This window comes from Marinococcus sp. PL1-022, assembly GCF_033845285.1.
In the GTDB taxonomy this organism is placed as follows: domain Bacteria; phylum Bacillota; class Bacilli; order Bacillales; family Marinococcaceae; genus Marinococcus.
On record NZ_JAWXCX010000001.1, the window covers coordinates 2,305,884 to 2,326,370 of the forward strand.

General features: G+C 46.6%; 23 protein-coding genes. 6 read left to right on the forward strand and 17 right to left on the reverse strand.

Annotated elements, in window-relative coordinates; genetic code table 11:
- Nucleotides 1–8: 8 nt before the first annotated feature.
- Entirely contained in the window at nt 9–818 is an 810-nt protein-coding gene (locus tag SIC45_RS11855; protein WP_022793739.1) for an ABC transporter ATP-binding protein, read from the forward strand.
- Between the two features lie 41 nt (nt 819–859).
- Here SIC45_RS11855 and SIC45_RS11860 read toward each other — a convergent pair whose 3' ends face one another.
- The 4 genes from SIC45_RS11860 to SIC45_RS11875 form a co-directional block, all read right to left on the reverse strand.
- Nucleotides 860–1,333, reverse strand: coding sequence for a GNAT family N-acetyltransferase (locus tag SIC45_RS11860; RefSeq protein WP_319632293.1), 474 nt, complete (start codon nt 1,331–1,333; stop codon nt 860–862).
- The gene (locus SIC45_RS11865) at nt 1,330–2,178 is read right to left on the reverse strand and encodes an aminoglycoside phosphotransferase family protein (RefSeq protein WP_319632294.1); all 849 of its coding nucleotides are present in this window, start codon (nt 2,176–2,178) and stop codon (nt 1,330–1,332) included. Before SIC45_RS11865 ends, SIC45_RS11860 begins: the two co-directional genes overlap by 4 nt.
- A 118-nt stretch (nt 2,179–2,296) precedes the next feature.
- Nucleotides 2,297–2,605: a hypothetical protein gene (locus SIC45_RS11870; RefSeq protein ID WP_319632295.1), complete on the reverse strand. Its 309-nt coding sequence runs from the start codon at nt 2,603–2,605 to the stop codon at nt 2,297–2,299.
- Between the two features lie 180 nt (nt 2,606–2,785).
- On the reverse strand, nt 2,786–3,094 hold the full coding sequence (locus SIC45_RS11875) for a hypothetical protein (protein WP_319632296.1): 309 nt from the start codon (nt 3,092–3,094) through the stop codon (nt 2,786–2,788).
- Nucleotides 3,095–3,311: 217 nt separating this feature from the next.
- Between SIC45_RS11875 and SIC45_RS11880 the strand changes: the two genes are divergently transcribed.
- Together SIC45_RS11880 and SIC45_RS11885 are read left to right on the forward strand one after the other, a co-directional pair.
- Nucleotides 3,312–4,313: an acyltransferase family protein gene (locus SIC45_RS11880; protein ID WP_319632297.1), complete on the forward strand. Its 1,002-nt coding sequence runs from the start codon at nt 3,312–3,314 to the stop codon at nt 4,311–4,313.
- Nucleotides 4,314–4,416: 103 nt separating this feature from the next.
- Nucleotides 4,417–5,403 carry an alpha/beta hydrolase gene (locus SIC45_RS11885; RefSeq protein ID WP_319632298.1) on the forward strand — a complete coding sequence of 329 codons (987 nt, stop codon included), beginning with the start codon at nt 4,417–4,419 and terminating at the stop codon, nt 5,401–5,403.
- 72 nt (nt 5,404–5,475) lie between these two features.
- On the opposite strand, the gene SIC45_RS11890 is transcribed toward SIC45_RS11885, so the two are convergent.
- Nucleotides 5,476–6,177 carry an SDR family NAD(P)-dependent oxidoreductase gene (locus SIC45_RS11890; protein WP_319632299.1) on the reverse strand — a complete coding sequence of 234 codons (702 nt, stop codon included), beginning with the start codon at nt 6,175–6,177 and terminating at the stop codon, nt 5,476–5,478.
- Nucleotides 6,178–6,301: 124 nt separating this feature from the next.
- A complete protein-coding gene (locus SIC45_RS11895) occupies nt 6,302–6,580 on the reverse strand; it encodes a hypothetical protein (RefSeq protein WP_319632300.1) in 279 nt (92 codons plus the stop codon).
- Nucleotides 6,581–7,051: 471 nt separating this feature from the next.
- On the opposite strand from SIC45_RS11895, the gene SIC45_RS11900 reads away from it, so the two are divergent.
- Entirely contained in the window at nt 7,052–7,447 is a 396-nt protein-coding gene (locus SIC45_RS11900) for a hypothetical protein (protein WP_319632301.1), read from the forward strand.
- A gap of 70 nt (nt 7,448–7,517) precedes the next feature.
- On the opposite strand, the gene SIC45_RS11905 is transcribed toward SIC45_RS11900, so the two are convergent.
- Both SIC45_RS11905 and SIC45_RS11910 read right to left on the reverse strand, forming a co-directional pair.
- A complete protein-coding gene (locus tag SIC45_RS11905) occupies nt 7,518–10,397 on the reverse strand; it encodes a DEAD/DEAH box helicase (protein WP_319632302.1) in 2,880 nt (959 codons plus the stop codon).
- A gap of 30 nt (nt 10,398–10,427) precedes the next feature.
- Nucleotides 10,428–10,814: a (deoxy)nucleoside triphosphate pyrophosphohydrolase gene (locus SIC45_RS11910; RefSeq protein ID WP_319632303.1), complete on the reverse strand. Its 387-nt coding sequence runs from the start codon at nt 10,812–10,814 to the stop codon at nt 10,428–10,430.
- A 231-nt stretch (nt 10,815–11,045) separates the two neighbouring features.
- Here SIC45_RS11910 and SIC45_RS11915 point away from each other — a divergent pair, with 231 nt between their 5' ends.
- Complete coding sequence (locus SIC45_RS11915; RefSeq protein WP_319630748.1) at nt 11,046–11,990, forward strand: IS30 family transposase; 945 nt, start codon at nt 11,046–11,048, stop codon at nt 11,988–11,990.
- Nucleotides 11,991–12,039: 49 nt separating this feature from the next.
- Here SIC45_RS11915 and SIC45_RS11920 read toward each other — a convergent pair whose 3' ends face one another.
- The 5 genes from SIC45_RS11920 to SIC45_RS11940 all read right to left on the reverse strand — a co-directional run bounded on the left by SIC45_RS11920 (nt 12,040) and on the right by SIC45_RS11940 (nt 15,901).
- Entirely contained in the window at nt 12,040–13,026 is a 987-nt protein-coding gene (locus SIC45_RS11920) for a ring-cleaving dioxygenase (RefSeq protein ID WP_298788455.1), read from the reverse strand.
- Between the two features lie 71 nt (nt 13,027–13,097).
- Entirely contained in the window at nt 13,098–13,715 is a 618-nt protein-coding gene (gene wrbA, locus SIC45_RS11925) for an NAD(P)H:quinone oxidoreductase (RefSeq protein ID WP_319632304.1), read from the reverse strand.
- Between the two features lie 128 nt (nt 13,716–13,843).
- On the reverse strand, nt 13,844–14,452 hold the full coding sequence (locus SIC45_RS11930) for an alpha/beta hydrolase (protein WP_319632305.1): 609 nt from the start codon (nt 14,450–14,452) through the stop codon (nt 13,844–13,846).
- Between the two features lie 12 nt (nt 14,453–14,464).
- The gene (locus SIC45_RS11935) at nt 14,465–15,388 is read right to left on the reverse strand and encodes a ring-cleaving dioxygenase (RefSeq protein ID WP_319632306.1); all 924 of its coding nucleotides are present in this window, start codon (nt 15,386–15,388) and stop codon (nt 14,465–14,467) included.
- Nucleotides 15,389–15,457: 69 nt separating this feature from the next.
- Entirely contained in the window at nt 15,458–15,901 is a 444-nt protein-coding gene (locus tag SIC45_RS11940; protein WP_319632307.1) for a MarR family transcriptional regulator, read from the reverse strand.
- A 562-nt stretch (nt 15,902–16,463) separates the two neighbouring features.
- Here SIC45_RS11940 and SIC45_RS11945 point away from each other — a divergent pair.
- Nucleotides 16,464–17,255, forward strand: coding sequence for a CHAD domain-containing protein (locus tag SIC45_RS11945; RefSeq protein WP_319632308.1), 792 nt, complete (start codon nt 16,464–16,466; stop codon nt 17,253–17,255).
- Here SIC45_RS11945 and SIC45_RS11950 read toward each other — a convergent pair.
- The 4 genes from SIC45_RS11950 to galE form a co-directional block, all read right to left on the reverse strand.
- Nucleotides 17,250–17,534, reverse strand: a complete 285-nt coding sequence (locus tag SIC45_RS11950) for a hypothetical protein (protein WP_319632309.1) — start codon at nt 17,532–17,534, stop codon at nt 17,250–17,252. The two genes, SIC45_RS11945 and SIC45_RS11950, sit on opposite strands and share 6 nt — an antisense overlap.
- Before the next feature lie 97 nt (nt 17,535–17,631).
- The gene (locus SIC45_RS11955) at nt 17,632–17,883 is read right to left on the reverse strand and encodes a hypothetical protein (protein WP_319632310.1); all 252 of its coding nucleotides are present in this window, start codon (nt 17,881–17,883) and stop codon (nt 17,632–17,634) included.
- Nucleotides 17,884–17,950: 67 nt separating this feature from the next.
- A complete protein-coding gene (locus SIC45_RS11960; RefSeq protein ID WP_319632311.1) occupies nt 17,951–19,156 on the reverse strand; it encodes a LysM peptidoglycan-binding domain-containing protein in 1,206 nt (401 codons plus the stop codon).
- Between the two features lie 229 nt (nt 19,157–19,385).
- A complete protein-coding gene (galE, locus tag SIC45_RS11965) occupies nt 19,386–20,399 on the reverse strand; it encodes a UDP-glucose 4-epimerase GalE (RefSeq protein ID WP_319632312.1) in 1,014 nt (337 codons plus the stop codon).
- Between the last annotated feature and the right edge of the window lie 88 nt (nt 20,400–20,487).

Sequence of the window (20,487 nt, forward strand, 5' to 3'; positions counted from 1 at the left end):
TTTATGCGATGATCGAAACAGATCAACTCCATATTGGTTATGATCAGCAGACAATCGTAAACGATTTAAATATTGAGATTCCTTCTGGTAAAATTACCGCGCTTGTCGGCGCAAACGGTTCCGGCAAGTCTACCATTCTAAAAGCCCTGTCAAGGCTGATGAAGCCTTCGAAGGGCGTCGTCTACTTAAACGGCAGCTCCATCCACAGTCAAAAAACAAAGGAACTCGCCAAGCAGATGGCCATTCTTCCCCAAAATCCCGAAGCACCGCAGGGCTTAACGGTTACGGAGCTTGTGACATACGGACGGGCTCCTCATCAGCGTGGTTTTGGTTCCTTAAAGGCCCATGATAAAGAAATGATCGGCTGGGCCATTGAAATCACCGGCATGCGCGAATTCGCCAACCGCCCGATCGATCACTTATCCGGCGGGCAGCGTCAGCGGGCATGGATTGCCATGGCTCTGGCCCAGGAAACCGAAACCCTATTTTTGGATGAGCCTACCACCTTTCTTGATATGGCCCATCAGATGGAAGTGCTGAACATCCTTGAAAAACTGAACGTGCAGGAGCATCGGACTATCGTGATGGTCGTGCATGATTTGAATCATGCCAGCCGCTACGCCCATCATATTGTTGCCATCAAGCACGGCAACGTTGTCAAAACCGGCACCCCTCATGAAGTGATGGAAGCAGGAATTATCGAAAAAGTGTTTGGCATCAAAAGCGATATTATTAAAGATCCCCGTTCCGGCATGCCGCTCTGCCTTCCCTATAATTTATGCGAAGAACAGGCAGCTTCACCGATATTTGGATCCTAAAAAGAGAGCCGCGCATTATTATTTATGCGGGCTCTCTTTTGCTATAACCATTTTCTCAGGTGCCACTCATCCCGGATCGTTATTCCGTTCACGCCGACAAGCGGGATCGAAGGCTTATCCTCCCGGGCTTTTCTGGCTGCATCAACATGCACGCTCGCCAGCTGAAAGCCCCGGCGCCGGTAAAAACGCAGCGCATATTCATTCTCGTTTGTTATGACGACCCGCAGGTCCTCCACCCCTGTCTTTTTTAAATGCTCCTCTGCATGCATCAGCAGGCGGCTCGCAAATCCCTGCTTTTCGATTACGCTGTCAAGAGACACAATTAAACCAACACTGCCATCGTATGTATAAGTAATCGCTGCGGCAAGCACCCCGGCCTCCTGGACACAGAATCCTTCAAGCTCCGGGAGTATATACGTTTGATTATTAACATGCATCTCATTTGTTTCCCAGCAGGCGGCAAAGAAATCCTCCTTCTTCTGCCGGTCGATTTCTTTCATTGGCTGAATGTTCACAGTGGTTCCCCCTTTTCCCAATTACTGTTCAATGTCCAGTCCAGACGCTTGACCCACCGGTTCTGAATAGCCTCCGGCGAACGTCTCACCCGGCCAAGCGCCCGGTAAATCACAGCAAGACTGTAAGCTTTAATATTGGTCTCTGTAATGTTCATCGTACGAATACTTACGTACGTTTCCAAAAATGCACGACGGAGTTCGCTGTATCTTTCAGGGGCGTGAAATGCTGCGTTCCATAACACCCAGCTGATATCTATCATCGGATCATTCCATCCGGCCCACTCCCAATCGATCAGAACGGCTCTATGATTTTCGTTCAGGATCATATTGTGCGGTCCTGCGTCTCCATGTACGAATGTAATCCCTGTAGACGTCCGTGCTTTCCAAACCTCAACAGCCTGATGATGCATAGCCCTTAGGGGAAGAGCGTCTATGTTCCATTGAAGAGGCTCCGCATTCCGGTCGTACTCGCGTATGCTTCCTTTACGGCTGTGAACCTCAGAAGCAAGCATGACAGCGAGGCTTTTATAGGCTTCGAGCCAGAAGGAAGAGTGGGATGCCAGCTTGGAGACATTTTCTCCTCGATGATAGCTCTGCATAAATGAAAAATAACCTTCGGCTTCCAGAAAGCCGGCTGGATCCGGGAGAAAGGATGCCCCTCGCAGCTGTTCGAGCACTTCATATTCCCGGCGCAGATAGCCGCCGCTTCCTTTCTCAATTTTCAATACGTACTGCCTGGACGCCTGAGTGACTAAAAAGGTATGGTGGCTGAATCCTCCCGTCAGCCGCTCACTCGCAAACGGTCCAATGATTTTTTCCCATTCCTTTTTTACATCTATCAGCATGTGTCATCTTCCATTCTGTATGTTCTGCTTTTTTATTTCCCGTTCAGCTCTTTCCGGAACCTGTTTTTTTGCCCACAAAGCAAAAAAAGACCCGGGATATTTCCCGGGCTCCGGCTGTTTAACTTCCTACAAGCTTTAATGCTTCTTCACCCTTGATACTGACGCTTACTTTTCCACCGCTTTTTAATATCCTGGTAATGTTTGCTTTGCCGATCCGGGCACTGTTTCGTTCCGTATAAAAAATCATGCTGCGCACGTCGCAGTTGTCATACATTTCTTCAAACAGGCCGATATGATGTGGGTTTTCGAGCTCTACATACCACACTTCTGCCGGCTCGTAATCATATACCGTTAAAAGTCCTTTATCAAATGTCAATGGCGCTTGTGAGTGTTCAAACCTCAGTCTTGTTAAGCGATACTCTTTCATTGGTAACGCCCCCTTTAATGAGCTCCAAAGACTTCCAAACTACTGGGCCAACTTATTATTTTATCCTTTTCCCTATTTTCACACATTTTAAAAGTGATTTAAAGCGCTTACAAGGTTTCTCTTTCTCTCTTATGTGCAGATTAACCGGTACGAGCGCCTCTTCCAGTCCCAAAGCTGTTGCTATTTGCTTCCCGCGAGCCGAAGCTCTCCTTCACCTTTAAAACTCACGCTCACTCCTGAACTGCTTTCTGTTACTCTCGTAACTTTTGCATAGCCAACTCTTGCGCTGTGACCGTCAGTAAAAAACATTACTTCTTCTTTCTTATCCTTTTCCTTCCATTCGTATAATGAGTCCACTTCCGAAGGGTGTTCAATTTCGGCGTACCATACACTGGCTTCATCATTATAAACAGTCACGGAACCGCGTGCGATGCTGATTGTTCTGCCTGAAAGCTCCAGTTTAATTTTTGTCAGACGATATTCCTGCATGAGGATAGACCCCTTTCTGCGATTAATTGCTGTAGCGTTTTATTTCACCGTATATAATGGCTATATACAGGGTATGTGAGATAGAATGATGCTTTTTAAATCAAATCATTTTATGTTTTTACATATATTTGCGATAGTTCTCGCTATATCTTCGTGATATGCTGTGTTTTTTCAGCAGTACTGACACTAAAACTTACAGTTTGCGCAGGTGATAATGATGAATCAGCATTTTGAATGGGTGAACATTGCCAAAGGTCTCGGCATCATTCTCGTAGTCCTCGGGCACGCCCCTATTGACGATATTCTACGCCAGTATATTTTCGCCTTCCATATGCCTTTGTTCTTTCTTTTATCCGGCGTGACATTCAAAGGCGGCTATACTGAGCTCCGGCCGGTCGATTTCGCCAGGAAAAAAGGCCGTTCACTGCTCATCCCTTATTTCACCTTTTCCATCATTACATATGCATTCTGGTTTTTTCTGGAACGTCCTCTTCTTGGTAAAGATGACGTTGACGCTATTATTCCCGCCCTCGGTATTTTTTATTCTGCTGGAGACAACTATCTGCTCACCTATAACCCGGCCATATGGTTTTTAACCTGCCTGTTTATGGTTGAGATTGGCTTTTATGTGCTGCTCAAATATGTGCCGGGCAACAGCGTCCGCATTATAAGCATTGTCGCTGTTGCAGCAGCAGGATATTTTTCCACCCGCTGGTTTGACTCCATGCTCCCATGGAGTATTCAAGTAGCTACTGTGGCCGTATTGTTCTTCGGACTTGGTTATTTGTTAAAAGCCCGGACAAAAATATTCGAACACTCCTTCGGCTGGGTGGCAGCCGCAGCAGCGCTCAGCCTTATATATCCGCTCATTCAATTTACGAACCGGATCGACATGCGCGCCGGAGAATACCAGTCTGTCCCCATTTTTATATCCACTTCTCTGCTTGGTATTGCGGGTATTTTATTTTTAAGCTTCCGCCTGGAGGGAAAAAGCCGTATCCTCAGTTATTTGGGGCAGAATTCACTGATCATTTTCGCTCTGCATTTCATGATCTTTGCTATTATACGTATCACGCTTCAATACGGCTTCGGTATTGAAGGCAATCCTATGCCGATCACCTCTTTATGGGGAATTATGTTTACGGCAGCTACGCTTGTAATCAGTGTGCCGTTTGTATATTTAATCAAAAACAAAGCCCCGTTTCTTATTGGCAAATAACATCCCTGCTTCCTCCGGGGCCGAAAACTGTAAACAATTTTCGGCCTGTGTTAAGATAGTATCTATTGATTCCCACGAAGTAAATTTTAAGGAAGGTCGGGGCATGAAAAGACAAACACCAAAGAGAAAATTACAATACTGGATTTTGAGCCTTTTGGGTCTTTTCGCTGCAGGATTTTCAGCATTTATTCTTTACACAAGCTGGCACGAGGACCGTTCGGTAATATCCGTAGTGACAAATCCTGCTGACGGCTCCACCGGCAAAGACGGTCCTTATCCAGACAGGCCCGAGTATCAGCTTCCCGACGAAATTGATACTCGCTACGATTACGAAAAAATGACATTAAACGGCATGGACAACTATGTACTTGAAAACGAACGGACCGTAGAAAAGAAAATTATTTATCTGCATGGCGGCGGCTATGTCAGCCAGCCAAACCCCCGACATTTTCGGTGGCTTGAAGGAGTGCAGGACCAGACCGACAGCACGGTAATGCTTCCTGTTTATCCTAAAGCTCCGCAGCATCAGTATGAAGAGGTCTTCGAAAAGCTGGTGCCTCTCTATACGCAGACGCTTGAAAACACAGAGGCTGAAAACATTGTCATTATGGGGGATTCTGCCGGAGGAGGGCTGGCTCTCGCCCTCGCCCAGGAGTTGCGCCGTCAGGACATTGAACAGCCGGGAGATATTATCATGCTCTCCCCGTGGCTTGACGTCAGCATGACAAACCCGGACATCCAGAATTTAACTTCGGTAGATCCTTTTCTTGATCTGGAATGGCTGCTGAATGCCGGAGCTTCCTATGCCGGGGACGCTGATTTGAGAAATCCTATGGTGAGTCCTATTTATGGAGACATGACCGGGCTTGGAGATATGACTCTGATTGTCGGCACCCATGAATTGTTTCTTGCGGATGCCAGGAAGCTTTCTGGGATCACTGATGAAAAAAACATTCCCATCAACTACTATGAGTACCCGGAAATGCCCCATGTGTTTCAGCTCCAGGACACCGATGAAGGCCGGCGTGCAACGCAGCAGATAGTTAACATCATTAACGACGACGCAGATGATACCTCCACCACTGATTAAGGTGGAGGTATTTTTACGGTTAATAATTAAATTTATCCAATAAAAAAACGCACTCCGGGAGGTGCGCCTGCTTTAAAAATCCAGTTCGTCCTTATCACGGAAAAACTTTCCGTTCGGGCCGTCCTCTTCAAGCTGGGCAAGCCACAAAATACCTTCCATTGCCTCAGCCGGCTTTCGCTTTGCTTTTTCTCCGCCCAAATCGGTCTGTACCCAGCCCGGGCTGACCGAGTTCACTTTCACGTTCTTTTTCCGCACCGCTCCGGCAAACAGACGAGTCAGAGCATTTAATCCGTATTTAGAGGATTTATACGCTCCACCCATCGGGGCATCCATCGTGCCGGAAACTCCGATTTCGGCAGCTATGTTTACTATACGACCATAGCCTGCTTCGAGCATGGAGGGCATAAAGCTCCTCATCGTAAAAAATGGCCCGAAATAATTGGTTAGCTGAATGTCTTCGAACGTTTCTGGTTCAATATCAATGATGGACTGCTTTTGATCCGGAAAGATTCCGGCGTTATTTACCAGTACATCGAGTTTTCCGTCTTCGTTCATAATCTGTTTTTTTACTGCCTCCACCATATCAGGGAGACCAACATCCAATGCAATGAACTGTACTTCAAGTTCTTCATCCTGCAATGCCTTCGCTGCTTCCATGCCTGCTTTCTCATTTCTTGCTCCAAGCCATACTTTGAATCCGTTTTGAGCTAACTGCCGGCAGACTTCCAGTCCAATACCACGATTGCCGCCAGTCACCAACGCGTTCTTTTTCACTATATATTCCTCCTCCCGGTCTGCATACTCTCCTATACCCGTAGGAAGAGAAGCCTAGTCGAAGAAGCAAGGCTATAAAATAGACATATTCCATGTACGTTAAATCTGAAAACAGAAATTTGTTTTACATGCTTCCCAGGCCATGAGCCGCCCAGGCGAACAAGCCATTTAAAACAGCAAGCATCAGCAGCAGCCTTGAAAATCTTTGGTTACTTCCCCACTCCCATGCAGCGCCAATAAAACCCACGCCGGCGGAAACCACCCAGGCAGAAATGAATATTTTTTCCACTGCAGCATACGGCAGTATCGTATAAAAACCAGTAAGAAAAAGCGCCCACTGTGCAGAAAGTATACCTATCGCTGCTATGCTGAACTTTTTTATTTCTCCGTCTGTTTGAATCACTGAGTATGAACCTCCAGTTATGATATCCCCGCCCCCAGCAAGCTGATAATGAAAGCGTTTCTTTAATTTTCCAAATCATTAACATATTCTACCATAACAATTTATATGCATGTGATATGTTTAATAAATAAAGAAAGCGGTAATTAATAAGTCATGTATTCAAAAACTTTAATGACGGCAGTAAAAATTCAAGTTCTTTTCAGAATTTCATATAGGCGTCAGTTCAAAAGCTGATTGTCAAATTCTAAAACGGAACAGGCTGAATTATTATCGCCCGTCCGATTTTTATACTAGCTGTATACGTGGCAATTGTGGCCCGGATCTATAACCGGGCCAAAAAGCCAGAAAAAGGGTGCGACCTCTTTTTCTGGCTTTTTGTATTTTTAAGATAAAACACCGGGAAAGGACAGACGTTAGTATGGCCATATTTTTCACACTCCTCTGCGGCGTTTCCTGTTATGGACTGCTGCTTTGGGACCGCCTAAGCACAAACAGGCAAAAGAAAAGCGAATAATCAATGTCTCTGGGATCGTCTGCTGTATTTCAGTTAAAGGAGGAAAAGCATCAATGCTGCGGAACATGTTCGATTACAAAACAGAAAAAACGCTTAAGGAGCTTAACCATTTGGCGGGCGCTCCTGTAGATAAACGACTAAAAAGTAACCAGCCCTTCACCCTTCATCTTACCCCCGCCCAAACAAAACGATTAGAGTCTCTTATGGCATTTCTTCATAATGAAAGGCTTGTGTACGTTTCTCTGATGAGAGAGGGATATACTTTAGAAGCTTATTCAAAGGAAGAAATTATTCCTGTGAGGCTCGTGCCACTTCCAGGATTGTGGAAATACCAGGAACAAACGGAGGCTTAAAAATATACAACAATCTATTAAATGAGCCTGCAGAAGATTAAGTTCTGCAGGCTCAGCTTGTTTTTGTCTTCTACTCACTGTGCAGGTAATGGTACAGATCAGCATCGATTTTTTCCTTTAGTTGAAGGTTCAACCGCACAACCGGAATTAATTTTCCATTTTTGTCCTGCATGGATGTGTTTTCTGCTGTGTGTTTCAGTGGACTTGCTTCGCCCATGTAATAAAACTCGCGGCCCTCATCATCATCTTTTTTCACAAAAATATAAATACGGTTACCCTGTTTCTCCGCATCGATAATTTCCTGCACTTCTTTTGAAGCGGTAGTCCGGTTGCTTCTGGTGTACCACTGCAGTTCTCTGCGATTAATAAATTTATCCTCATAATTAATATTGGCTTCCACGTCTTCCGGTTTATGATACGTAACAAAAATAGGAGTAGTGCCGTACTTCGTTTTATAGCCATACATTGTGGAGCTTTCATCATTTTCCCAGTTCAGCAGCCGGCATACGTCCTTACGGGAGTACTTCTGATACAGCGTAAACGGCGGCCTGCCGTATTGCTCATTTTTCATCTCCGCACAGGAAAGCACATCTTCCACAAGCACTCTGAACCAGGATGAATCGGCGAGCGCTTCTTTCATTGCAGTGTGCCACATGAAGATTCCTTTATCTTCTTCAATCAGCGGGGTTCTGCCGTACCTTTTCTGATAAGGATCGGTGAAAAAATCCGTTGTTAAAAGCCTTTTCACGGAAACGACCGCTGTCCTTGTATTGACGCCCCCCGACGCTTGGACAATGCGCTCTATTTCTTCTGTCGTAATACGGCCATATGTAAGAAGGTACCGGAGTACTTCAGGTTCATGCCGTCGCTTGCCATTAATAAATTCAGCAGAAATAAGATGCAGCAGCTGGTCCTCGAGCGGAGAGAGCCGGGGAGCCTGTTCCTTCATTTTGCCCAGGAACCTGTAATAGCTTCCGTATTTGGAGGTAATCACTTCCGGATCTACGGCATTCTGCTGTAAAAAATCTCTTAAAAGCGGCATTCGCCCAAGACGCTGTTTTACATTCATATATGATTCCTTCAGCTTTCGCATTTCCTGCAGGTTCGTCTGATCGATAGCAGCAAACACCTTTTTCTTGGCCACCTCTTCAAAATTAATGGAGGAAATACCCTGAACAAAGCTATTGGTCTGCATCCGCCGTCGGATATGATCTTTATTGAGCGAACGGTCGCCGGAGAGTGCCACCGGAATCAGGTAGTTATTTTTATAATTGCCGATAAAATCCACCACGGTTACGAAATCCTTGGCAGGGTCTTTGCGGAGACCTCTCCCAAGCTGCTGGGTAAAGATAATGCTCGACTCTGTCTGCCGGAGCATGACGACCTGGCTCACACCCGGTATATCAATGCCTTCATTGAATATATCCACTGTAATAATGTATTCAATCACGCCGTTTTCAAGACGGTTCACCTGCTTCCACCGCTCGTCCTGCGAATCAGCCCCCGTCAGCACCACGGTACTCCGCCCCTTTTGGTTCATGAGAGCCGACAGTTCCTCTGCCTCCCGGTTGCGGCTGCAAAAAATCAGTCCACACACTTTCTCTCCGGAATGACCGTAATAATGGATTTTTTCGAGCAGGTGTTCCACTCGCTCCTCCGACACAAGCCGGCTCAAATCTGTGGTCTGATCAATCACTTCTCCGTCTTTCTCATAATCGGTTACCCCGAAATAATGGAAAGGGCAGAGCATTTCTTCCTCAAGCGCTTCCTGCAGCCGTATTTCATATGCCACCTGATAGTCAAACAGGGCGAAGATATTTACATCATCGCTTCGTTCCGGGGTCGCTGTCATACCAAGTAAAAATGATGGATGAAAATAATCGATCACTTTTTGATACGACGCAGCCCCCGCTTTATGTACTTCATCAATTAAAATATAATCAAATGCTTCAGGGTCAAACTGCTGCAGGTGAATATCTCTTGAAATCGTTTGTATCGTTGCAAACACATAGCGGGCTCCCACGTCCTGACCGGCACCGGTATATAATCCGAAATCCTCTGTGCGTCCGCCGAGAACCTGGGCGAAGTCGTCCTTTGCTTTCCGGAGAATCTGCTCCCGGTGGACGATAAACAGCATCTTTCGGGGCCGGTACTTTCTCACATCGAATGCGGCTAGATACGTTTTTCCGGTCCCTGTTGCTGAGATGACGAGCCCCTTTTGCTGACCTGCTGTTCTCAAGGCCTCCAGTTCCTTCAAAGCTGCCTGCTGCATTTTATTCGGCTTGATTTCCAGCGCTTCCTTCATTGCGTTCCGGTCAATCCAGCCTGGAGAAAGCTCGGCAATTTTCTCCTGGGCCTGCGGGCGATACAGCTGCTGATACTTTTCTATCCATCCCTCTGTTAACGGAATCGCCTGCGACCAGGTATCCTCAAACTGCTCCCGGAAGTGATGAATCACCTCTCCATTTTCATGAGAGTGCAGCTTAATGTTCCATTCATAGTTCACCTTCAGCGCATGCACCGTCAGGTTTGAACTCCCGACCATCAGTGAATAGTGGTCGTTATGCTTAAATACATATCCTTTGGAATGAAACCCGTCGATTTCAGCTAACCGTACCTCCACATTTGTAATTTTCAGCAGCTCCTGAAAAACCTTCGGCTGGTTAAACTGCAGGAAGGTGGACGTAAGTATTCTCCCATGCACACCGCGTTCCTTCAGCTCTAGCAGGTGTGTTTTCAAGGTAGCCAGGCCGCTTTCTGTAATAAAGGCGACGGAAAAGAAAAAAGATTCACATCGTTGCAATTCATGAACAAGTGTAGCAAGCACCTCCTCATGCTTTTGCTTGTCATTCATCAAAAGCTTTGGTGCATAAGGGCTGCGCTCGTAGCTGTTCTGGTCAATAAAGCCGCGGTATAACGATTCCTGTAGTTGACGCACTGTATCCATCATCAAGCTCCTGCCTATATTTGTAATAAAAAACTATTGAGTGATTTTATGAATGGCAGGAATGTCTGCCGGTGCCCAGTCCAATTCATACAGATTTTCTTTATGTACCCATTTGATTGTGCGGTGCTCCGTAATCACCGGTTCTTCTCCTGTAAGCCTGCAGTAAAATGTCGTTAAGTGCACAATGCCGAAGTCATATTCATGCGTTGTTTCTTCAATTTTTCCCTCAATGCTGATGCCGCATTTCATTTCTTCCCTTATTTCTCTTTGCAGCGCATGCTCCGGCGTTTCCCCTGCTTCAATTTTCCCGCCCGGGAATTCCCATTTCAGTGGAAGGGTTTTCGTCTGCCCGCGCTGGGCGCAAAGAATCCACTCTTTCTCGTAAATGACTGCTCCCACTACATAGATGTCTTTTTTCATTTTATGTCCGCCTTTCAGAATGGAGATGGGTGCTTACTTCTTTTTACCAGCTTACTATACTTTCCATTTTTCAGGCAAAGATGATTCATATCTTGAATTGTAATATTAAGTGCAACACGTAAAAAAATCTTGAATTGTAATATTAAGTGCAACACGTAAAAAAATAAAAAACACCCATGGTATCCCAGTGTAAAATGAAAGTACCACCAAACACTCACACGGAGGGATACCATGAGCTACTCTCATCTTACCATGATCGAACGAGGACAACTAGAGGCTCTGACGAGCCTCCACTGGTCGATCCGGCGAATTGCGGCTTTTCTGGGCCGGCATCCATCGACCATTTCCCGGGAACGCCGGCGCCAGGCATCCTCCGATACGTATCAGGCCGCTCAGGCGCAGAAAGCCTATCATCAACGGCGGAAGGCCTGCGGGCGAAAAGGCAAAGCGACGCCCGAGCTGCTTCAAGCCATTACCCATCATCTCCATGCCACCTGGTCGCCCGAACAAATTGCCCGGTACGCCCCGGGGGTTACGGTGGGATGCGGGACGATCTATCGATGGCTGTACCAGGGGTTATTGGCGAAGGGAGACCTGCGCTGCCTTCGCCAGAAGGGCAAACGGAAGAAAGTGCGGGAAAGCCGTGGCCGTTTCACGGTCGGCCGGCGCATCGAGGAACGCCCTGCCGTGGTCGAGACCCGACAAACCTTTGGCCACTGGGAAATGGATACCATTGTTTCATCGCGTGGAAAAAGCAAGGGCTGCCTGGTGACGCTCACCGAACGCAAAAGCCGGTACCTGTTAGCTGTTCCCATGCCGGACCGGCGGTCCGGAACCGTAGCCACTGCCGTGGAAACACTGATGGACCAGTATCCTCGTGGTGTCTTTGAAAGCATAACGGTGGACCGGGGCAAAGAATTCGCCTGCTTTCCCGCCCTCGAAGCCCGGAGCGTGCCCGTCTATTTCGCCGACCCCTATGCCGCCTGGCAGCGGGGAACCAATGAAAATACCAACGGCCTTCTCCGGGAATTTTTCCCGAAGGGCATGGATTTAGCTCGCCTCAGCCAGCAGGAAGTGGACTACGTCATCGGACTGATTCATCGCCGCCCCAGAAATTGTCTACATGGGAATACCACGGAAAATGTGTTTCATGAAGAAGTGTTGCGCTTAAATTGACAATCTAAGATATAAAAAAACCTCCGGCCCTGAGGCCGAAGGAGATGACTTAGTCATTGTATTCTTTTTCAAATGCTTTCGTGCTTCTTACTGTATCAATCGGTCGCACGGATGCTTCGATCTGTTCGCGCTGCGGCTCGAGCATCGGTGGCAGAGCGAGATTCTCTCCAAGGGTCTCATATGGTTCGTCGCCCATGAATCCCGGTCCGTCCGTCGCAAATTCAAATAAAATCTGCGGTGCCACCTGAGAATAGAGTGATTCAAAATAATGCCGGTTCACGTACCCTGACGTGCGGAAACGAAAGTCCGCCATCCGCTGAATCCAGGCTTCGAGCTCCTCGCGGTCCTTCACCCGGAAGGCCGAGTGGTGTACGGTGCCAAAGCCCTGACGCGCCGGCGGAAGCACCGCGTTGTATTCGACGATCACCTGGGCGCCGTTTCCTCCTTCTCCGACCTCAAATAAATGAAAGGAGCCGTCATGGCCAATTTCTTCAAACATGAGCACGCGCTCCATCATTTCTTTAAAATAGTCAATGTTGTCAATACGGACGTAAATAGGACCAAGCCCCGTAATCGCATACTCATCCGGAACAGGACCGTTTTTCCACGGCTTGCCTGCCGGCACTCCTTCATTGTTTTCATCGGAAACAAGTTCATACTGCTGTTCGTCAAAATCAACAAATGGGAGCCGTTTTTTGCCAAATCGTTCGTAAATGCCCTGATGCTTAACGTCTTTTCGGTCAAACCGCTTTTCCCAGTACGCTAAAGCCTCGTCACTTGGGACCCGGAAAGATGTTCGTGCGATCTCGTTCGTGCCGTGTGTGCCTTTAGGGATACCCGGAAAATCAAAAAAGGTCATGTCCGTACCGGCGTTGCCTTCATCGTCGGAAAAAAACAAATGGTACGTCTGAATATCGTCCTGATTGACGGTTTTTTTGATCAGTCTCATGCCTAATACGTACGTAAAGAACTCATAATTTTTTTCTGCACTGCTCGTAATAGCTGTTACGTGGTGCAGCCCTCTGATTCCTTCCACCCTGTGTTCCTCCCTTGTTCTAATGCTTTATTAAATTCCGCATAAAAGGGGCGCGTACGCCCCCCTTTTGACTACTGCTGTTCCATGCCCTTTTTCACCCATGAAGCTACTGTTACTGTACGCTTCGCCTGATGCTTGACGGCTTCTTCAATGTCTTCCTGCATGCTGCCTTCCTGGTCAACCGTGACACTTGTGCCATAAGGATTGCCGCCGGACGCAAACGTTACTGGGTCTGTGTAGCCCGGAGAAGCGATAATGGCTCCCCAATGCATCATCGTCGTATAAAGGTTTTTCACTGTAGCTTCCTGTCCACCGTGAGGATTCTGGGCAGAGGACATACCGCTTACTACTTTATTGACCAGCTGGCCGTTCATCCACAGGCCGCCGGTAGTATCAATGAACTGCTTCATCTGTGCCGGCAGGTTGCCAAAACGCGTCGGCATGCTGAAAATAAAGGCGTCTGCCCATTCCAGGTCAGCAAGTGTTGCTTCCGGAATATGAGAGGTGTCTTCGAGATGCTGCTTCCAGGCCGGATTTGCATGCACCGCTTCGTCAGGGGCAAGCTCCGGAACACGGACGAGCTTCGCTTCCGCTCCGGCTGCCTCTGCGCCTTCCACGGCCCATTGTCCCATTGTGTAGTTTGTACCTGTTGCGCTGTAATAAATAACTGCTACTTTTACGTTTTCCATTGCTTCATCGCTCCTTGTATTTTGCTTCAAAAAATCAAATAGTCCCACTTTCGTGCACCACCATTTCGTTTATTCCTGCTTGCTTCTATCAGGCTGTGCGCTCCCTTCACGCACGAGAAGTGACTGGATTACAGCACAGAGTTTTTATACCAGGCAGCCGCCTGCTCCACTTCTTCTTTTGTCAGCTGATGACCCCCGTCCTCCCAGTGAAGGGTGACCTCAGCACCGGCTGCTTCAAGCATTTTCGCCAGTTCTTCTGTTTCTTCCGGACGGCAGATCGGATCATTTTTCCCCGCTCCAATAAATACGGGCAGGCCGGTTAAATCCGGAAGCCCTATGCCCCGGCGTGGCACCATCGGATGAAAAAGCGCTGCCCCCTTCACCGGCTCTTCGTAATGAAAGAGCAGGTTCGCAGCAATGTTGGCGCCGTTGGAATATCCAACCGCCACAACATTTTTCCGGTCAAAGGAATGTTCAGCAGAAGCAGTGTCGATAAATCCATAAAGCTCCTCCGTCTGCTTCATTAAGTCTTCTTCATCAAACACGCCTTCGGCCAGCCGTTTAAAGAATCTTGGCATGCCATTTTCTGTAATATTTCCACGCACACCAAGCACCGAAGCGGAATCATCTATCATTCCTGCCACCGGCAATAGATCGTTTTCCGTTCCTCCTGTCCCGTGAAGAAGCATAAATGTCGGTTTGTTCTGGTCAGTTCCCTGTTGAAAAATGTGTTTCACTATAATCCTCCTTTATTTTGCAGCGTCTACCGGTTCCAGTGACGCTTCAATCTGCTTTCGTCTGGGCTCCAGCCATACAGGCAGCTTTAATTCCTGTCCCAGCTGCTCGAGCGGCTCATCCCGGGTAAATCCCGGGGGATCAGTCGCAATCTCAAACAATAAGCCACCGTGCTCGCGGAAATAAATGGCTTTGAAATAATCACGGTCCTTCACTTCTGTGGGCACGTAGCCATGGGCCGTCATCTGCTGCTGCCATTCGAGCTGGTCCGCATCGTCCCGAGCCCGGAAAGCTATATGGTGCACAGTACCTGTTCCAAGCTCTCCCCTTGAAACGGGAGCTGTACTGATATCAATGGTATTACCGACAGAGGCTTCGGTCTGGAAACGCAGATACGTCCCATCCTGCCCCGCATAATTCATTCCCAACACCTGCTCGAGAAGATCAGCTGTCTGGTGAGGTGCCCCGGAATTCAGTACCGCCCCGGCAAATCCCTGAATGGCGTAAGCCTCAGGCACCGTTGAAGAACTATTCCTGTTCAGCGGACGTTCCGTCAGCTCTAAATGAAGGCCGTGTGGATCCTGAAAGCGAAGATACGTTTCGTTGTATCTTTCGAATTGTTCTACCTTCACCCCTAAAGCCGTGAGGCGTTCCTTCCAGAAGCCAAGACTTTCGGCAGGGACAGCGAACACCGTGGTATCCACCTGGCCGCTTCCAGTCCGCCCTTTACGCGCCTCATTCCAGGGGAAAAACGTCATAATGGTGCCCGGCGAACCTTCCCGGTCGCCAAAGTACAGATGATACGTGCCGGGATCATCAAAATTAACGGTTTTTTTAACAAGTTTTAAACCAAGAACCTCCAAATAAAAGGCGATATTTTCTTTTGGGCTTTCTACAATGGCCGTAATGTGATGAATACCAGCGGTTTTTTTCTCCATATCCATCCTCTTTTCAGCATTTATTTCGAAACCATATATCTTTAATTCAAGATATTAACGTAAAAAAATTTATTTTTCGAGAGAAAGACCTAATTTTTTCAGAAGAGCTATAAATGTTTCTTTTTCCTCGTCATCAAGCACACTGAACATTTCCTGAATAGCTGTCTGGTGGAGGGGAAATATCTCATCCATCAACGACGAGCCTTCTTCTGTAATACGTACATTAATAATTCTCCGATCCTCCGGGCACCGGGTCCGGAAAAGATATTTTTTCTTTTCGAGTTTATCAATAACGTAGGTCATGCTTCCGCTCGAAAGCAGTATTTTTTCACCGATGCGCTGAATAGCCTGTTCTCCTTTGTGGTACAAAAGCTCAAGCACAGCAAATTCAGTAGGATTCAAACCATGGGCACGTATATCCTCCCGAATTTTTTCTTCCACTGCGTGATTGGCTCTCGATAACACAACTAATGATTTTAAAGCGAGGTCCTGCCCGCTCGTAGGATTGCTCATGCTCACCATATCCTTAATTCAATTATCTTTAATTAAAGCTAATATTACACTTTTGCTCTGGAAAATGTCAAGGACCATCTTTGTTTAAAGGAATGAAAATATTAATAACCGGGTAAAGCAACGATAACATTCACCTTGGGGAGGACTTACCATGTATAGTCTGACACCGGTAACCTTGGACAGGAAAGGACGACTTTTGGTGCCTGAAAGGCTGCATCATGTCTCTAAACAATCAACCATTACTATCACTCTTATGGCTTCTGAAAAATGTTTACGTTTTTCTTTTCATTCAATACCGCCGAAAGGAGTATTTTACAAAAAAAAAGTTGACGCCGAGGGGCGCGTGCTCCTCCCTGCTTCCTACCGGCGCTCGCTGCAGTGGGGGGAAGGTACCCTGCTTGAATGGGATGAAAGTGAAGGTGATTTTTATCTAAAAACCTATACAGCCTTCTGCGCCATCTGCAGAAAAAAAGAAGAGTTTCTGCCGGTAGGCCAGTCGTATCTGTGTCTCGACTGCCGGGAGGAAAGCTCCCATGCAGAAATAAACCGTTGGAACAGCACATTGGATCAGCTGTTTTCCGACCATTTTATCTATTGCAGGAAAGCTCTCACTCTTGAAGACACTGAAGACGTTCATCAGGCACGCGTGACTGGACGCCGACTCCAGGCACTTATCGATTTTTTGGGCATTCCACGTTCCCATGAAGTTCGCACGCGGCTAAAGCGCATCCACCGCCTTCTTGCTCCTTTAAGAGAGAGTGATGTGATAATTTCTTCTTTTCAATCACTTCTTGACCAGACAACAGATCCACGGCAGGAAGAAGTATTTAAGACAGTTCTGCGGCTTCAGTACCTTAAACAAAAAAAGCATCAGCAAGCTCTCTTTACAAAACTCCCCGAAATGATTGAAAACGCGCATATACAGCGATGGCATTTTTTTCTTGAAAGCGAACTGCCACTGTTCAGCAAATTTTTCCCCTTAAAAGATCGGTTGGAAAAAAAAGAAAATAGCTATCGAAAAACTTTTCGCCGCTACAAATCTATTAAAAATCGTTATGGCTGGACAAACGACAGGACCCTCGCCGCCCTGCACGACGTACGTCTGCAAACGAAAGAGATGCGTTATCTGTACAAATACACCAGCAGTATATATCAGTTTGACGGTAACCGTTCCGAAGAGCTGTACAAACAAATGCAGCCTCTGCTTGGCGATATTAACGACCGACGCGACTGGCTTCGTGAAATTCATAAGAAAAAAGTAAAAACCCGCCTTTCTCAAAACGGTGTTCAAATCCTCTCCCGTATTTTTAATGAGGAAATTTATAGACTTCATAAAGAACTTGTACGCTTATGATAATTTTTTCTTTCTTTTTTTATTTTCTATGTCTCCTGCCCTTTCTTTTCGTTTTCGGGCAGGCAGGATCCACCGGTAACTGCCCTTCGTTTCATTTCCTTCTTCAACGGCAAAATTCTTATGCAGGCTGAAGTATAATAAATAAAACAGACTCAATACGTGGAATTCTTTCATCCAGCCTGTAAACATCAGCTTTGGCGTGAATGCCTCCAAAAGAATCTCCCCAGCAGCAATGATAGCCAAAACTGCTTTAAGTGAAAGCGCCAGTAACAACATCACCGGTCATTACTTTTTAAAAAAAGCTATTGTATCAAAAAAGCTGCATACTTTCCTCTTTTTTTCCACAAATAAAACCGACCGGAGAAGCCGGCCGGATTTATTCGTTTTCTCCTTTTTCCAGTGTGCCTTCTAAATTAAAAACAACGCCGCGCTGCTCTATCGTTGTTTGTCCCATTTCAAATAATACTGTTCCAGCCTGCGGAGTAAGCCGGTCCTTAGTTTCGTAGTTCACGTGTACAGCCCGTTCGTTGTTTTTTTCCACGAAATTGATCGTGTACTGAATATTATGGCCGTCGGTGCTTTTTGTAGTGTGTGTGCCTTTTTCTGGTTTGAACGTAATTTCGGTCATTAGAAAACCTCCCTTTTCTTACGGTCTGGTTTCCTTTACCCGCATAGGGCTTACGTTCAACCTTTTCTTAAGAAGCGATTTTCAACCTCTGACCAACACTGATCACACCCGTATTGGAAATATTATTGTCCGCAGCAATTTTTTGGACAGTAGTATTGTATCTTCCTGCAATACTGTATAACGTATCACCTGATTTTACAGTGTACGTAGTGGACGAGGCTGGGGGAGTAGTGGTTCCCTTGCCCGGAATTTTCAGCACCTGGCCAACCCGGATGACGTTCGAACTCGTCGGGATGCCGTTGGCTTTTTTCAGCTCTGTCACGCTCACATTGTTGCGGTTGGCGATACTGTACAGTGTGTCACCCGACTTTACGGTATATGATCCGGAGGCAGCCGGAGGCGGAGTAGTGGTACCTTTACCCGGGATTTTCAATACCTGCCCGACCCTGATGACGTTCGAGCTCGTCGGAATACTGTTGGCTTTTTTCAGCTCTGTCACGCTTACATTATTGCGGTTGGCAATGCTGTACAGCGTATCTCCAGATTTTACGGTATAAGAAGCTCCTCCGGCCGATGTTGAACCCTGGATTTTCAGAAGCTCAGAGACCGTTACAAATTTGTACCCCTGGGCTTTCAGCTTTGTAATCATTTCCGGAAGTGCGGCCGGTGTGCCAGGCGCTCCTGCCCCTGTGTGCATTAATACGACCGAACCCGGTTCAATATTATTTACTACTTTATTCAATACCTGGGTTTTTGAAAGCCCTCTCCAGTCAATCGTATCGATATTCCAGTGCAGAGTATGCGTATAGCCTGCATCTCCTACCGTTTTAAGCACGGTGGAATTGGTGGCGCCGAACGGAGCCCGAAAGATTGGCTTAGTTGATTTGCCGGTAGTGCTTTTCACGAGGGCTTCCGTGTCTGCTAATTCTTTTTTCATTTTCGTAGTGGAAATAGTGGTGAAATCAGGATGGGAGTACGAATGATTACCGAGCTGGTGCCCGGCAGCTGCAATATTCCGGATAGACTGCGGATGATCCTTCGTTCCGGAGCCAGTTAAGAAAAAAGTGGCTTTTACATTTTGGGTGGACAATGTCTGAAGAATTTTAGAAATGTTTGTCCCATCTGCACCGTCATCAAAAGTCAGCGCCACCACCTTGCTTGAAGTATTTCCTTTCACTACATACTTTGAACTGGCAGCGTCCGACTGCACAGGGAACGAGAAACAGATAACAAGCAAAAATACCAGAATGACAGCGGCTTTCAACCACTTCATACCCATCCTGCTCACCCCATTTATTTAGTTATGCCAGTTGCCCGGCATATGTATGAGTGAACAACCATTCATTATTTCCTTTATTATACTTTAAATATAGCAATAAGTACCGTGCTTTAAGAACTATATTTCATACATATAAAGTACATTTTTTAGAAATATCTCTTAAATTTAGAAATAAAAGCAAAAAAAGCCTGTTAAAGCAGGCTTTTTTCAAATTCAGTACTATTTACACAGACGGATAACCCTCTGGATTATGCTTAATCCAACGCCAGGAATCTTCACACATATCCTCTACTCCTTTTTGAGCGGTCCAGCCCAGTTCATTACGTGCTTTGGCCGGGTCGGCGTAACAAACAGAGATATCTCCCGGGCGCCGGTCCCGAATCTCATACGGCACATCTTTTCCGGATGCTTTTTCGAATGCTTCCACCAATTCCAGTACGCTGTAGCCCTGGCCGGTACCAAGATTAAATTCTCCAATTCCCGGCCCCTCCATCGATTTATGCAGAGCACTTAAGTGGCCCTTAGCAAGGTCTACCACGTGAATGTAGTCCCGTACTCCTGTGCCGTCTTTTGTCGGATAATCATCGCCGAACACGTTCAGCTGCGGAAGCTTCCCTACCGCCACCTGCGTTATATACGGCATCAGATTATTCGGTATACCGTTTGGCGACTCCCCGATCCGTCCGCTTGGATGGGCACCGATCGGATTAAAATACCTGAGAATGGAAATACTCCATTCGTGATCGGACACGTAAAGATCCCGGAGAATATCTTCAATCATCAGTTTCGAGTTGCCGTAGGGATTTGTCGCCTGCAGCTCAAAATCTTCCGTAATTGGATTTGTTTTCGGCGTGCCGTACACTGTAGCCGAAGACGAAAAAATCATTTTTTTCACATTAAATTTTTTCATCGTCTCGAGAAGAATAATGCTTCCCGTAATATTGTTATGGTAATATTTGAGCGGGATTTCCACAGACTCCCCAACCGCCTTCAGTCCTGCCAGATGAATAACTGCTTCAATATCAAATCTTTCAAATAGGTTCTCCATCCCTTCGCGGTCCAGCAGATCCACATCGAAATATTTAAGGCTTTTTCCTGTGATTTCTTCCACCCGTTCCAGGGAGACAGAACGGCTGTTGGAGAAATTGTCAATCACTACTACTTCATGACCTTCTTCCAACAGCTCTACACAAATATGGCTTCCTATATACCCTGCGCCGCCGGTTACTAAAATCATCGCTGATCTCCCCCAAAATTTGGTTATTTATTATTAACCTACATCATTTTCTTTTGAATAACAATACTATTCTCCGCAAGAGACACTC